The organism is Marinobacter alexandrii (genome assembly GCF_005871205.1).
In the GTDB taxonomy this organism is placed as follows: Bacteria; Pseudomonadota; Gammaproteobacteria; order Pseudomonadales; family Oleiphilaceae; genus Marinobacter; species Marinobacter alexandrii.
Genome location: NZ_SWKM01000015.1, coordinates 215,982 through 229,093, shown reverse-complemented (window position 1 = coordinate 229,093; position 13,112 = coordinate 215,982). Strand labels below are relative to the sequence as shown.

Annotated in this window: 12 protein-coding genes and 1 tRNA gene; 7 read left to right on the top strand and 6 right to left on the bottom strand. The window is 54.2% G+C overall.

Annotation, left to right across the window (positions count from 1 at the left end; translation table 11 throughout):
• Nucleotides 1-6 precede the first annotated feature (6 nt).
• The gene (locus tag FCS96_RS17215; RefSeq protein ID WP_138441610.1) at nucleotides 7-1,482 is read right to left on the bottom strand and encodes a M48 family metalloprotease; all 1,476 of its coding nucleotides are present in this window, start codon (nucleotides 1,480-1,482) and stop codon (nucleotides 7-9) included.
• A 164-nt stretch (nucleotides 1,483-1,646) separates the two neighbouring features.
• Between FCS96_RS17215 and FCS96_RS17210 the strand changes: the two genes are divergently transcribed.
• From FCS96_RS17210 to FCS96_RS17180, 7 genes are all read left to right on the top strand, one after another.
• Nucleotides 1,647-1,874: a sulfurtransferase TusA family protein gene (locus FCS96_RS17210; protein ID WP_138441609.1), complete on the top strand. Its 228-nt coding sequence runs from the start codon at nucleotides 1,647-1,649 to the stop codon at nucleotides 1,872-1,874.
• A gap of 16 nt (nucleotides 1,875-1,890) precedes the next feature.
• Entirely contained in the window at nucleotides 1,891-2,970 is a 1,080-nt protein-coding gene (locus tag FCS96_RS17205) for an AI-2E family transporter (protein ID WP_138441608.1), read from the top strand.
• 167 nt (nucleotides 2,971-3,137) lie between these two features.
• Nucleotides 3,138-4,016, top strand: a complete 879-nt coding sequence (gene dapA / locus FCS96_RS17200; RefSeq protein WP_138441607.1) for a 4-hydroxy-tetrahydrodipicolinate synthase — start codon at nucleotides 3,138-3,140, stop codon at nucleotides 4,014-4,016.
• Between the two features lie 35 nt (nucleotides 4,017-4,051).
• Complete coding sequence (gene bamC / locus FCS96_RS17195; protein ID WP_138441606.1) at nucleotides 4,052-5,149, top strand: outer membrane protein assembly factor BamC; 1,098 nt, start codon at nucleotides 4,052-4,054, stop codon at nucleotides 5,147-5,149.
• 42 nt (nucleotides 5,150-5,191) lie between these two features.
• Nucleotides 5,192-5,905 (top strand): phosphoribosylaminoimidazolesuccinocarboxamide synthase, encoded by a 714-nt coding sequence (gene purC, locus FCS96_RS17190; protein ID WP_138441605.1) that lies wholly within the window; start codon nucleotides 5,192-5,194, stop codon nucleotides 5,903-5,905.
• Between the two features lie 30 nt (nucleotides 5,906-5,935).
• Nucleotides 5,936-6,676, top strand: coding sequence for a TIGR04219 family outer membrane beta-barrel protein (locus tag FCS96_RS17185; RefSeq protein ID WP_138441604.1), 741 nt, complete (start codon nucleotides 5,936-5,938; stop codon nucleotides 6,674-6,676).
• Nucleotides 6,677-6,688: 12 nt separating this feature from the next.
• Nucleotides 6,689-7,696: an NAD-dependent epimerase gene (locus FCS96_RS17180; RefSeq protein WP_138441603.1), complete on the top strand. Its 1,008-nt coding sequence runs from the start codon at nucleotides 6,689-6,691 to the stop codon at nucleotides 7,694-7,696.
• A gap of 68 nt (nucleotides 7,697-7,764) precedes the next feature.
• Here FCS96_RS17180 and FCS96_RS17175 read toward each other — a convergent pair whose 3' ends face one another.
• The 5 genes from FCS96_RS17175 to FCS96_RS17155 form a co-directional block, all read right to left on the bottom strand.
• Entirely contained in the window at nucleotides 7,765-9,447 is a 1,683-nt protein-coding gene (locus FCS96_RS17175) for a methyl-accepting chemotaxis protein (RefSeq protein ID WP_138441602.1), read from the bottom strand.
• 348 nt (nucleotides 9,448-9,795) lie between these two features.
• The gene (locus tag FCS96_RS17170) at nucleotides 9,796-10,608 is read right to left on the bottom strand and encodes an RluA family pseudouridine synthase (RefSeq protein WP_138441601.1); all 813 of its coding nucleotides are present in this window, start codon (nucleotides 10,606-10,608) and stop codon (nucleotides 9,796-9,798) included.
• Nucleotides 10,609-10,711: 103 nt separating this feature from the next.
• Nucleotides 10,712-10,788 (bottom strand) — tRNA-Val (locus FCS96_RS17165).
• A 55-nt stretch (nucleotides 10,789-10,843) separates the two neighbouring features.
• Nucleotides 10,844-11,794, bottom strand: coding sequence for a DMT family transporter (locus tag FCS96_RS17160; RefSeq protein WP_138441600.1), 951 nt, complete (start codon nucleotides 11,792-11,794; stop codon nucleotides 10,844-10,846).
• A 149-nt stretch (nucleotides 11,795-11,943) separates the two neighbouring features.
• On the bottom strand, nucleotides 11,944-13,032 hold the full coding sequence (locus FCS96_RS17155; protein WP_138441599.1) for a hypothetical protein: 1,089 nt from the start codon (nucleotides 13,030-13,032) through the stop codon (nucleotides 11,944-11,946).
• Nucleotides 13,033-13,112 lie beyond the last annotated feature (80 nt).

The window sequence follows — 13,112 nt, the reverse complement described above, 5'->3', positions numbered from 1 at the left end:
GGCCAGTTAGCCTCGGCGCTGGGCATTCAGGCGACGGGTGATCTCTGCGAGCCGCTCGGTTACAACCTGGCGTTGTGGGGAGCCTGCCGGAAGTTTCTCCTGGGCTTGCCGAAGCTGGCGTTGGGCAGCTTCCAGATTGCCCATGAGCGCGTCGTACTCTGCCCGGGCCCGGTGCACGCCAACGATGTTTCTCGCCATTCCTTCGGCCTCGGCCAATCTCAGCCAGAGGTTTTCCTGCCCAGGAAGCATTCGCGTGAGCTGAGTCAGAATCTCTGCTGCAGCTGCGCCATTTCCGTCGGCCAATTCGGTTTCGGCCAGTGAGTACATGATCGGATAATTCTCAGGGTTTCGGGCCAGCGCGTCCTCAAGCAGTGCGCGCGCTTCCTGCACACGTTTCTGGCCAATCAGGGTGTCCGCCAGGGTGACCTGGAAGGTGATCCGACCGGGGTTTTGATTCAGCAGATCTTTGAGTAATTCAATCGCTTTTTCGGGCTGATTGTTTTTCTGATAGGCGACGGCCAGGCCATATCGGACAGCCTCATTTCGTTTGGTTTCGTCGCGGTCCAGATAGGCTTCAAAGGTTTCAACGGCGACATCGGCTGAAGCCGCGTAGCGAACCTGCAAGCGGCTGCGGACCAAGTGAAATTCCTTGCTATCACGGACCACTCGCTCTGGATATTGTTCAGCGCGGTTTCGGGTGTCTGCGACCCGGCTTTGGGTCAGTGGGTGGGTAGACAGGTATTCGGGCGGCCGGTTTCCCTGAAGCCGGTTCTGGCGCATCATGATTTCGAACATCTCAGGCATGCCATCCGGGTCCATGCCTGCAGATGCCAGGATGTCGAGGCCGACCCGGTCCGCTTCCTGTTCATGGGCGCGGCTGTAGGCCAGCATGTTCTGAACGGCGAGCGCCTGAGTGCCAGCGATCGCGGCGATCCCCAGGTCAGACTGGGTGACCGCAGACAGCACGATGCCGGCAATCATGCCGGCGATGGTCAGCGGCGCGCTCGTTTCCTGCTGCTCCAGGCGCCGGGCAAAATGCCTCTGGCTGAGGTGGGCCAGCTCGTGTGCGAGTACCGAGGCAAATTGTTGCTCGGTGGTGGCGTTGAGGAACAGGCCGCCGTTAACCCCGACAATGCCGCCAGGCACCGCAAAGGCGTTGATTGCCGGGCTATCGATCAGCGCCAGGGTCAAGTCTCGCTCCTGGAGTGGGGCAGAGGGCACCAGCTGATAGGTAATTGCTGTCAGGTAGTCAAACACCAGGGGATCGGTGATTCGCGGCGCTGAGCGGCGGATCGATACCATGACCTGCTCTCCAATCTCCGATTCCTGCTGGCCGGAGATCAGTCCGCCACCTGCACCACCGATGCTCGGCAGTTCGCTTTCCTGGGCCTGAAGTGGCGAGGCAGCTAGAAAAAGGCCAAGGACTAGTGCCACCGCCTTGGCGGAGGACTTTGGGCGGAGCCTGGTTCGGGAAGAAGTCATGTAGCGAGTAAAGCCGTCCATTTTGTGTGTCACTAAGACAGAAGCCTACGATAAAAAGTTCTGACTTTTCGATTAAATACTATTGTGGTGCAATACATTACCACTGACGGCATAATGCCAGCCCGTTAATTCGCTTTACAGTACTGCGTTGGTGTTTGTCTTCTATGGTTGATCGTACTCTGGATGCTTCCGGGCTTCTCTGCCCCATGCCGCTGCTGAAAACCAAGCTTGAGCTCAATAGCATGACCCCTGGCGAAGAGCTTGAGGTCATTGCCACCGATTCCGGTTCTGCTCGCGATATCCCCGCTTTCATCGAACTCTCCAGTCATCAACTGGTGAGTTCGGCCGAGACCGATGGCCAGTACCGGTTTGTGATAAAGTGCGGCGCATAACCTTTCGGAGATACTGATGCTCAGGATTTTACGCGGTCTGGCCCACAAGTACTTTTCCGATGAAGAGGCAGTCATCCTGTTTCTGATTCTGGTCACTGGCACCGTCTTTGTGATCTGGTTTGGGGCCATGTTGGCGCCCGCCATCGCCTCGCTGATTATTGCCTTTATCCTGCAGGGTCTGGTGACCAAGTTGACCAAGCTAGGTGTTCCTGAAGTGGTCTCCATCGTCAGTGTGTTCCTGGTCTTTTTGGGTGTCCTTGTGGGCGTCACCTTCGGCTTGTTGCCACTGATCTGGACCCAGCTCAGCAACCTTGCGGGTGAAACCCCAAGGATTATCGGCGAGTTGCAAACTTATCTTGAATTGCTGCCTGAAGAGTATCCGCAGCTGATTTCTGCCGATGCGGTCAATACGCTGTATCAGCAGGTATCGACCGAAGTAGGGCACATGACCCAGTGGTTGGTCTCGTTCTCGCTCTCGAGTATCCCGGATCTGGTGGCTCTGTTGATTTACATGGTTCTGGTACCGATCCTGGTGTTCTTCTTCCTGAAGGACCGGGAAGTGTTGCTGGGGGCCATTGGTCGGCTCCTGCCGCCGCAGCGTCCGATGATGCTGAGGATCTGGCATGAAGTGAATCTGCAGTGCGCTAATTATGTGCGCGGTAAGGCGGTTGAAATCCTGATCGTGGGCGGTGCCACCTATGTAGCCTTCAAGCTTCTCGGTATGCCTTATGCCGCGCTACTGTCTCTGCTGGTTGGGCTGAGTGTCGTGATCCCATACATTGGCGCCGCAGTGGTGACCATTCCGGTGGCGATGATTGGCCTGTTTGCCTTCGGCTGGGGCAGCCACTTTATCTGGGTTATGGTGGTTTACGGTGTCATTCAGGCGCTGGACGGGAACGTTCTGGTGCCGGTACTGTTCTCCGAGGTGAATAACCTTCACCCGGTGGCGATCATCGTAGCGGTTCTGTTCTTCGGCGGAATCTGGGGCTTGTGGGGGGTGTTCTTTGCCATTCCCCTGGCGACGATGCTCAAGGCGGTTTTTGCGGCATGGCCGGTGAAAGATTACGCACCACCACCGACAGTTGAACAGTCCTGAACGCAAGGGTTGAGCAGTCCTGAACCCAGCAGTTGAACAGCCCTGAGCCGGAATTCGGTTCGGGCCCTCGGGGGAACATTCGAACACAGGGAATCCCGAGTCTTTAATTCCCTTGTGTCAGTTCGTGCCCAACATTACCATATCGGTTTTATTCGGACGGAGCTTTTATGATTACGGGTAGCCTTGTCGCACTGGTCACGCCCATGGATCCTCGCGGTGAAATTCACTGGCAGGAACTGGATAGGCTGGTGGACTTTCATATTGAAAACGGCACCCATGGCATCGTTGCCGTGGGTACTACGGGTGAATCCGCAACCCTGGATCCTGAAGAACATTGTCAGGTGATAGGCCATATCATAAAACGTGTGGACGGCCGCATTCCGGTCATTGCGGGTACCGGTGGTAACAGTACTCGTGAGGCAATCGAGCTTACCACGGAAGCGCACAAGCTGGGTGCCGACGCCTGCCTGCTGGTTGTGCCTTATTACAACAAGCCGACCCAGGAAGGCCTGTACCAGCACTTCAAGACCATTGCCGAAGCCGTGCCAGGCATGAAGCAGATGCTTTATAACGTGCCAGGGCGCACCGCCTGCGACATGCTCAACGAAACGGTTCTGCGGCTTGCAGACATTCCGAACATCGTCGCCATCAAGGACGCAACCGGCAACATCCCCCGTGGCGCCGAGCTGATTGAAGCTCTGGAAGGTCGCCTTGCGGTCTACTCAGGCGATGACGCCACCGCCGCCGAGCTGATGCTGGCGGGCGGCAAGGGTAACGTCTCGGTTACCGCGAACGTTGCCCCCAAGGGCATGTCCCAGCTGTGCGAAGCCGCCATTGCCGGCAACCGCGAGGAAACTGAACGCCTCAATGAGCTGTTGATGCCCCTGAACCGCAAGCTGTTCCTGGAGGCCAACCCCATCCCGGTAAAATGGGCATTGCACCGCATTGGAATGATCAGCGAAGGCATCCGCTTGCCACTAACGCCGTTAAGTGAGAAGTTCCACGCGGAAGTGGAAGATGCGCTGAAAGCCTCAGGTGTGCTCTGAGTTTACTGAAACTGTGTCCGATCCGGAGTAACCCGATGCCGGTTCTTCTTGGAACCCGTAGTACCCTGTTGTCAAACTCTCTGGCTGTTGCCTCCGGACTGCTGCTGGTATCAGCGCTGTCCGGTTGCGGCATGCTGGACGACCGATCCGAACGTTATGTATCCGCTAAAGAAGGCAAGCCGCTGGAGCTTCCGTCCGGTTCGGAAAAGGCCAATTTCAGTCAGGTGATGCCCATCCGGGATGTCGCCGTGGCGGATGCAAGCAAATTCTACCCATCCAGCATTCCCAACCCACCCGACATGACGTCGGAGATTCTCGATGAGAACTACGCCATCGAAGAACTCGATGGCCGGGTCTGGCTGTTGGTGAACGATGTGCCCGGCCGGATTTGGCCTGCGGCCAACGCTTACATGACCGAGCGGGCCCTGGGGGTTGACTACGATAGCCCACAATTGGGTCTGTTGCAGAGTGAGCTGCTCAACTTCAGCAAACGTGCCCGCCAACTGGCTGAGCTGCCGAGCAATCCCGGTGCGGATGAGTCCAAAGTGGTGCTTCAGGTCCGCATGGCGCCGGGCGTTCGTCGCAAGACCACCGAGATCCAGGTTCGAAAATTAACGGTCGATGGTCAGCCGCAGGAACTGGTGCCCTGGTCGGGGGTAGCAAACCCGACTCCGGAAGCACTGGAGTTGCAAAAACGATTGCTCGCTGACATGGGAGATTTCCTGAAGGCGAGGGAGGAGAACAAGTCTTTCTCGCGGGCCGCGTCTGGCATGGTCAGTGATCCTCTGGTCAAGCTCCTGTCAAGCGACGAGCAGGCTTCAGCGATCCGCATGAGTCTCGATTACGGCCGCTCCTGGGCGGAGGTGAGTCGGGCGCTGACCGAGGCCAAGGTTCCGGTAGTGGACCTGAACCGCAGCGAAGGCTGGTTCTACGTGGACTATCGCACCGAGGACGAGCGCGAGTCTGGTTGGTTCAACTGGTTCAGCGACGCCGAGGAGCCCCGGCATACCCACACCGTCACTCTGGTGGAGGGTGACAAGGACATCGTCATTACCGCTGAACGCCTGCAGAGCTACGACGGTGAGCAGACAGCACCGGATCTGCTGACAGAACTGTTCGACTATCTATACTGATTGAGTGGTTGCCGCTGCTTAGGCACCACTTCGGAGACCCCAATGGAAAAGCGTGAAGAGCTATACGCCGGCAAGGCAAAGTCTGTCTACAAAACGGACAATCCAGACCGATTCATCCTTGAGTTTCGGGATGATACCTCGGCGTTTGACGGCGAAAAGAAAGAGCAGCTCAGCCGCAAAGGTATGGTGAACAACAAGTTCAATGCCTTCGTAATGGAAAAGCTCGAGGCTGCTGGTGTGCCTACTCATTTTGAGGGCCTGCTGTCGTCGACAGAATCTATCGTGAAAAAGCTCGACATGATCCCGGTGGAGTGCGTTGTGCGGAACATTTCCGCGGGTAGCCTGTGCCGTCGAATCGGTGTGGAAGAGGGGCTGGAATTGACGCCTTCAACCTATGAGCTGTTCCTGAAGAACGACGCCCTGCACGATCCGATGGTCAACGAATCCCTGGCTGTCAGCTTTGGTTGGGCCTCGGCCGCTGAGCTGGAGCGGATGAAGCAACTGACCTACCAGGTGAATGACGTACTGAAGGCGCTGTTTGATGACGCCGGCATGCTGCTGGTGGACTACAAACTGGAGTTTGGTCGCAGTGGTGGCGAGATTGTGTTGGGGGATGAGTTCAGCCCCGATGGCTGCCGCATCTGGGACAAGGAAACCCGGAAAAAAATGGATAAAGACCGGTTTCGCCAGGGATTGGGTGATGTGATTGAGACCTATGAGGAAGTGGGGCGCCGTTTAGGCATCCAATTCGATTGATCCAGACACACAACAAAGAAAAGGTGTTTTATGCGTAACTTGATTGTCGCTGCCGGTGGCTCCTTGCTTCTGGCTGCACCATTCGCCCACGCGGACGTGGTAGGCCTTGGTGCAAGTGTAAGTTACTGGGATTCTGAGCTGACAGGTGAGGCCGCAGACAAGAGCGGTGGCGAGGTAGATGTTGAGAACGACCTGGACCTTGAAAACGATTCCAACGCGAACGCTTCTTTATATTTCGAACATCCTGTCCCTGTACTGCCTAATGTTAGGCTCAACTACACTCTGGTTCAGCAAAGCGGCCGGGGCGAGCTAGGTGCCGATTTTGGTGGCATTGATGTGGCATCAGGTGTCGACGTTCAGTCCGAACTGGATCTGGAACAACTTGATTTTACGCTGTACTACGAAGTGCTCGATAACTGGGTCAATCTGGATCTTGGTCTGACTGCTCGTGATCTCTCTGGAGAGCTTGTTGTTCGTCAGGTGGGAACAACTCAGGTGAGTAAGACCGAAGTTGATGCTGTGTTGCCAATGGGCTACTTGGCCGCCCGGTTTGATTTGCCGTTGACCGGTGTGTCTATCGGTGCTGAAGGCAATTTCGTCAGCTACAGCGGCGATTCCCTCCATGATTTCAACGCTTACGGCCAGTTTGAGATGGCGGTCATTCAATTGCGAGCTGGCTACCGCCAGATGTCTATTGATTACGAAGACGATGACGACAGATTGGACGTCGAGATCGATGGGCCGTTTGTCAGTGCCGGCGTCGTTTTTTAAAGGGAGTTTAGCGTGAAGATTCTCGTTACCGGAACAGCGGGTTTTATCGGCTCGCACCTGGCGCATCGTCTGTTGGACCGTGGCGATGAAGTGATCGGCGTTGACAACGTCAACGACTATTACGACGTCAACCTGAAAGAGGCTCGCCTGGCGAGACTGACAGGCAAGGCCGGTTTTACCGAGGTTCGTCAGGATGTTGCGGATCGGAGCGCCATGGAGGCGCTCTTTGCGGAGCACAAACCTGAGCGCGTGGTCCACCTGGCCGCCCAGGCAGGCGTTCGCTACTCCATCGAAAATCCTCACGCTTATGTTGACGCTAACCTTGTGGGATTCATGAATATCCTGGAAGGTTGCCGTCACAACAACGTCAAACACCTTGTCTACGCCTCCAGCAGCTCTGTGTACGGCGCCAACGAAACCATGCCTTTCTCTGTGCATGACAACGTTGACCATCCCCTGAGCCTGTATGCGGCCTCCAAAAAGGCCAACGAGCTGATGGCTCACACCTACAGCCATCTCTATAACCTGCCCACCACCGGCCTGCGCTTCTTTACGGTGTACGGTCCCTGGGGCAGGCCTGACATGGCGTTGTTCATCTTTACCAAGAAGATTCTGGCGGGTGAGCCAATCGATGTGTTCAATCACGGCAAGCACCAACGCGATTTCACCTACATCGATGACATTGTCGAAGGCGTAATTCGCACCCTTGATCATGTTGCTGAGCCGAATCCGGAATGGACTGGTGAGGATCCGGACCCGGGCACCGGCAAAGGTCCTTATCGGATCTACAACATCGGTAGCAATAACCCGGTTGAGCTGTCGCGTTTCATTGAAATTATTGAAGAGCGTGTCGGCAAGAAAGCAGAGAAGAACCTGCTGCCATTGCAGCCCGGGGATGTCCCGGCGACCTATGCGAACGTGGATGACCTGATTGCCGATGTGGGTTACAAGCCCAGCACAACGGTGGAAGAGGGCATTGCCAATTTCGTTGACTGGTATCGTGAGTTTTACAACGTCTGATTAGACAGAGATGAAAATAAAAACCGGCGAATCGCCGGTTTTTATTTATCCTCTTTTGTCTGCCTTTGCTAAACCCTAAACTCTTCAACGATCGATTGGAGATCAGTGGCCATTCGAGTTAGATTCTGGCTGGCAGACGCAGTTTCTTCTGCGCCTTCCGCTGTCTGATTTGAAATGGCATTGATACGACTCAGATTTACGTTCATTTCCTCAGTAACGCTTACCTGTTGTTCAGATGCGCTGGCAATCTGGGTGGCCATTCCATTGATATGTTCCATTGATTGATCAATTGCTTGCAAGGCCGTTCCTGCCTCATTCGCGGAAAGTACTGTAATGTTTACTTGAGACTGATTTTCGTTCATTGAAGATACAGCTTCCCGCGATACATGCCGAAGCTTGGAAATCATTTCATTAATTTCTTCAGTTGACTGGCGGGTCCGCTCAGCTAGTGCTCTGACTTCGTCTGCGACAACAGCAAAACCTCGTCCTTGTTCTCCCGCTCGTGCCGCTTCGATGGCTGCGTTCAGGGCAAGGAGATTGGTTTGCTCTGCAATACCCGTAATGACATCAATGACGGAACCAATGGTTTCGCTGTAATTGTCTACGTCACTGATAGCTTTGGACGAATCAGACACCCTGTCTGCGAGGTTTTGTATTTGTTCGACGGTAGTCTGAACAGTCTTATATCCGTTGTTCGCATGCTTGCTGGCATCACGTACTGCGCTGGCGGTCTCCGAAATGTTGGTCGCCACATCCTGCGAGGTTGCTGACATTTCGTTCATGGCTGTTGCAAGCTGTTCGGTTTCTAACTTTTGCTCGGCAATTTTTTCGCTGGTCTGGCTGGTAATTACGGACATCTCTTCGGACGCGGAGGCGAGTTCAGATGTAGTCGTGGAGATCTGAGCGATCATGTTGAGTAACTTTTTACGCAATCCATTCATGGCATTGAGTAGGTCGCCTACTTCGTCGTCGCTGTCTGAAATAATTTCTTGCGTTAGGTCGCCCGAGGCAGTGAGTTTCGCTTTATTTAGGCCTTTGATAATGCCCGTTGCAATATAAAGGCTTGCGAGTAGTCCGATCGCTATGCTGACAGACGTGAGGATCACGACTGTTTTCAGCGCAGTATCCTCATGGGCTTTTGCGATAATTACGCTGTTTTCAGTAAATTTAGTTATCTCTAACAAAAGGCCGCGAAGCTCATTATTAAGTTTGGTAGCTTCTTCTTCTGTTTGCGAGGCTAAACCAAAAGCCTTAGCCGGGTTGCCCTGCTTGAAAGCGGTAAACATCTTGTGGGCGTGATCAGAAAATTGGCCGTGTTGTGATTCAATGTCTGTGAGTAGGTTTCGAACAGAATCGAACTTTTGGGCAACTTTTTGGGAATCGGTGTGCGCGATAATGTCAGAAACTAATTCCTCGGCTTCCTTAAATTCCCCGAGAATAAGTTTATCTAAATGATCATAGCGTTCTTTGGCCAATTCAAAGCGCTCTTCTTCAGTTTCTTGTTTTTCAATATCAGGGCCAAACCTCATCGCCTGTTCCAAGAGAATGGTCTGTTCCAATTGATGTGTTGTGATTTGGGTTACGACAGAGGTAAGAGGAATGTCCTCGTAGGCTATAGTGTTTAATTCGTCTCCAATGCCCGTCATTGCGTATATCGAGTAAAGCGAGCTGAGGAGAAAGAGGAGAAGGATAAGAAGGGAGTTTCCTAACAGTTTCGTTTTTAGTGTAAGCCTGTTCAGAAATTTCGTCATGAAAGGTGCCACCTTTATCAAAATGCCAGCTAAGGAGTTGTGAGGTTGTTATTAGTTAGTAAGTGAGGTCCTTCTCTGGAATTCAGTAGCAAGATCAACTGCCTTGTGAACTATAGCTCAAAATTATATGAGTTTTGCAATAATTGTGAATTGTGCGAGCCGAACTCCTCTAACGGTTGCAATTTGGCCTGATCAGCCAACCTAAAGGCGACCTTCTCACGACGTGTTCCAGGTTATCTGGCAAAAGGGCAGGGCGGGGTGTAGATAGGCTGGCTGCTCCATTTGAATGGGTCAACTTGACCTGCACCCAACTTTCCAATCAATCTGCTCTGAACCCATACCAAGAACCTACTTAAGGCTGTATTCAGGCTCTGGCAAGCGGATCTTTACTCGCCGGCGCTCAAATGGACAGTCGAATTCCAGAAAGTACGCCAATAGTTGCAGAGGCTCTTGTGCGGGACGACCATAAAGCCGGTCACCGATGATGGCGTGGCCGATGCCTGCCAGGTGCTTCCGGATCTGGTGTTTTCGTCCGGTTTCGATGCTTACCTGTAGCAGCGTAGTCTGGTTGGTTGGATCAATGCTGAGCATTGAGATCCGGGTGATAGCCTCTTTATCGTCAATCGGAGTATCAATGAGTCGATCTTGAGCAGTAATCTCGCCACTCACCCGTGCCTGGTAATGCTTGGTGATGGCTCGCCCTGAAAAACACTGAGAGAGGGCGCCAGCGGCCTTGGAGTCGTGAGCAATGAGCATAAGTCCCGCTGCATCGGCGTCCAGGCGATGAATTAGAAAACAATCCCGGCCAAGCGCCATTTCTGCCTCACGCAACAAGCTGCAATGATCGCCCCACTGTGAGCCCTGGGCCAACAGGCCGTGAGGCTTGAACCAGATGGAGTAGCGGCGTCGGTCTTCCAGCAGGGTGGCGGGTTCCGGCTTCCTGGCAAGCACGGCCTCATCGTAGAAGAGTTGCAGGCGGGTGCCGGCGCGGACTTCTCTTTTGGCTTTGCGCAATCGAACTCTTTTGCCTTTCTGTGTCCACCAGCAGGCGCCCTTGTTCATGGCGTCTTTGATGCGCTGCTTGGGCAGGCCCGAGGCTTCGCTGAGTGCGTCGACCGCAGTCTGCGAGTGTTCCAGTGTGAAGTCGATTGTGGTTCGCATGGGGAATACCGGGCAAGAGGTCCGGGGGAGAGATTAAAGAAATCCGGACATAAAAAAAGCCAGTTCTTACGGTATCGCAAGTAACTGACTTTCTCTGCAGAATTGGTAGGACCAGGCAGATTCGAACTGCCGACCTCTGCCATGTCAAGGCAGCGCTCTAACCAACTGAGCTATGGTCCTGTGTCCTGCAACGGGGACGCAATATACTGATTCTACGGTTTTTGGTCAACTACTTTCACGAGGTTTTCTGCATACGTAGCCAGGTCTTGAGCGCTTTGCTGAATGCACCCCAGCGGTTGACTAATAATGCAGCAAAAATAAGTGCACAGCCGCCAAGCTGCAGGCCGCTCATGGTTTCTCCAAACCAGCCGGCCGCGAACAGGCTTACCCATACCGGTTCGAGGATCAGGATTACGACGCCATGGCTGTGCGCTGACAGGCTCTGGGCGTAGGTTTGTATCAGGAAACGACCTGCAGTGCCGATAATGGCGCTGGCCAGGATCCAGCCTACCAATGCGCCAGATGGCTCGAATAATGCCTGCTGCCAAGGCTCAAGCACTAATGATGCAGCGAGCGTGACGAATCCTACTGTAGTGAGCACCAAACTGGTTAACGGTAGGGCCGGGACCCGGTGTTTCTCGATGGTTTCACCGCTCTGATTGACCACCGTGCGCTGATTTGCAGCCCGGGTGTTCATGGTGAAGTACAACGCGAGAATAAAAGCCGCGCCGACAAAAAACAGTTGGGCTGGTTCTGGCCGGAAACCGTTTTTAAGCGACAATAGCGCTAGCCCGGCAACCGCAATGGGAATGGCAATCCAGGTGCTTCTGGGCTGCTCTTCTTTAAACAATAGCCTGGCAAGGATTGGCACGATAACCACGCCCAAGCTGGTCAGGAATGCCCCTTCACCCATACTCTCACCATGGAACAGGCCCATGATCCAGAAGGTCATGGCGACCCCAAACACCAGGCCAACGCCGAGACTTCGACGAATCTGGTCCGCGCTGAGACGGGTTAGAGGGCGCCACGCTACCGTGGCCAGAACGAGACCAGCGAGCAGAAAGCGTTCGGCCATGAAAAGCAAGGGAGGCATTAGCAATATCGCCTCTTTGGAAAAAATCCAACTGACAGCCGCTATCAGAGTAACGGCGAACAATAAGGCATCGGATTTTTGAGCATCGGACATGAGTAACCGCTTGAGCGTCGACCAGTGGGACGGAGAGCGGGTCAATGTATAGTTTGCGAACTAAAAAAGAAAGGTGGGAGGCTTTCCCCGTATCTGGAAGGGCCCGTCCTTGGGCCTTATTTTCACTGTAATAACATGTGGTTGAGGGTTTAGTTGTTCAGTGTTGAATAGACCAAAGTCGACATGTCGGTGTCTTTTGATCCTGGCACTTCAATGTACCGGTCGCCGGAGCCCCACCATTGCCACCAGGCTCGCTTGTTGTAAGTGCGGCTGGCGAAATCGACTCTCAGTCCGTTCAGGGTCGTATCGTTGACCACAGGTACTGAGGTGTTGCCGGTTTCTGAGCCAAGTACGCCACTGTGGGACACGCCTTCATTCATCAACACAGGGAAGTGGTTGTACCACAGCCCATCCGGACCGTTCTGGCTGGTCACTTTGCCGGCCATGCTCAGGCTGTTCGAGCAGGAATCGATACCTGCTGCGGTGGTTGCACCGCAGGCGGAGTGTGTTGGCACCACGCCGTCATCTTTTCCTTCGATAAATGGCTTGGTAATGCCGCCGTATGAGGACCCGCCGGCAACAAACCGTAAACGGGGAATCGCGTTCGGAGTCATTGCAAGATTCCGGGCGGTGTTGGTCTGCAGGTCGTTAACCACGCCAAGCTTATCCGGTTGGGGTTCTATCCCGGTGAACGCCTGGACCGCTGCTTTCAGGGGCCAGTTGTACCAACTGTCGTTGTAGGCGATGTTCAGTGCAAGGTCGGCTAGCTCAGTGCCGCCGCCGGCACCGGAGTAATCGATAGCTGCCAGGATTTTTAACGGTGCGAGCCCCTCGGATTGTAGCCAGCGCGACTGATTTTCCAGAAGGTAGCGGGTCACCAGGTCGCCTGTGGAATGAGAGACGATAATGCAGAAGTTATTGCACAGGCCCTGTTGACTGATCTGGCGCATTTGCTGGTAGGCCTGTTGGGCAATTTCACCCTCAACACGGCCGTTGCTGCCCCAGTCGATGCGTGCGTCTGATCTGGACAGCCAAAAGGTGCGCCAGTAATCCTCACCGGCGTTTTTTACCGCCTGTAGATTTGGAGGTGGGTTCGCGAGGTCTTCCTGCTGGAAACCGTGAACCAGGATTACGTTATGCCCGGCTAACTGGGCCTGGGCGGCTCCGGCAAACAGGCTCCCGGCGATGGCCACCGCGAGCCCGGCCTTACAGGCATTTGGGATCTTTGTTGTTATCATGTTTGCTCCGTCTTCGTTGAGTTGTTTTTTTACAAGACGATTTATCCGTCAGCCCCAGGCACTGCAGGCTTCAATGACGG

What these genes read in the sequence shown, in the direction of transcription:
- FCS96_RS17215 (WP_138441610.1), bottom strand. Translation starts at nt 1,482, where the DNA reads ATGACTTCTTCCCGAACCAGGCTCCGCCCAAAGTCCTCCGCCAAGGCG.
- FCS96_RS17210 (WP_138441609.1), top strand. Translation starts at nt 1,647, where the DNA reads ATGGTTGATCGTACTCTGGATGCTTCCGGGCTTCTCTGCCCCATGCCG.
- FCS96_RS17205 (WP_138441608.1), top strand. Translation starts at nt 1,891, where the DNA reads ATGCTCAGGATTTTACGCGGTCTGGCCCACAAGTACTTTTCCGATGAA.
- dapA (WP_138441607.1), top strand. Translation starts at nt 3,138, where the DNA reads ATGATTACGGGTAGCCTTGTCGCACTGGTCACGCCCATGGATCCTCGC.
- bamC (WP_138441606.1), top strand. Translation starts at nt 4,052, where the DNA reads ATGCCGGTTCTTCTTGGAACCCGTAGTACCCTGTTGTCAAACTCTCTG.
- purC (WP_138441605.1), top strand. Translation starts at nt 5,192, where the DNA reads ATGGAAAAGCGTGAAGAGCTATACGCCGGCAAGGCAAAGTCTGTCTAC.
- FCS96_RS17185 (WP_138441604.1), top strand. Translation starts at nt 5,936, where the DNA reads ATGCGTAACTTGATTGTCGCTGCCGGTGGCTCCTTGCTTCTGGCTGCA.
- FCS96_RS17175 (WP_138441602.1), bottom strand. Translation starts at nt 9,447, where the DNA reads ATGACGAAATTTCTGAACAGGCTTACACTAAAAACGAAACTGTTAGGA.
- FCS96_RS17170 (WP_138441601.1), bottom strand. Translation starts at nt 10,608, where the DNA reads ATGCGAACCACAATCGACTTCACACTGGAACACTCGCAGACTGCGGTC.
- FCS96_RS17160 (WP_138441600.1), bottom strand. Translation starts at nt 11,794, where the DNA reads ATGTCCGATGCTCAAAAATCCGATGCCTTATTGTTCGCCGTTACTCTG.
- FCS96_RS17155 (WP_138441599.1), bottom strand. Translation starts at nt 13,032, where the DNA reads ATGATAACAACAAAGATCCCAAATGCCTGTAAGGCCGGGCTCGCGGTG.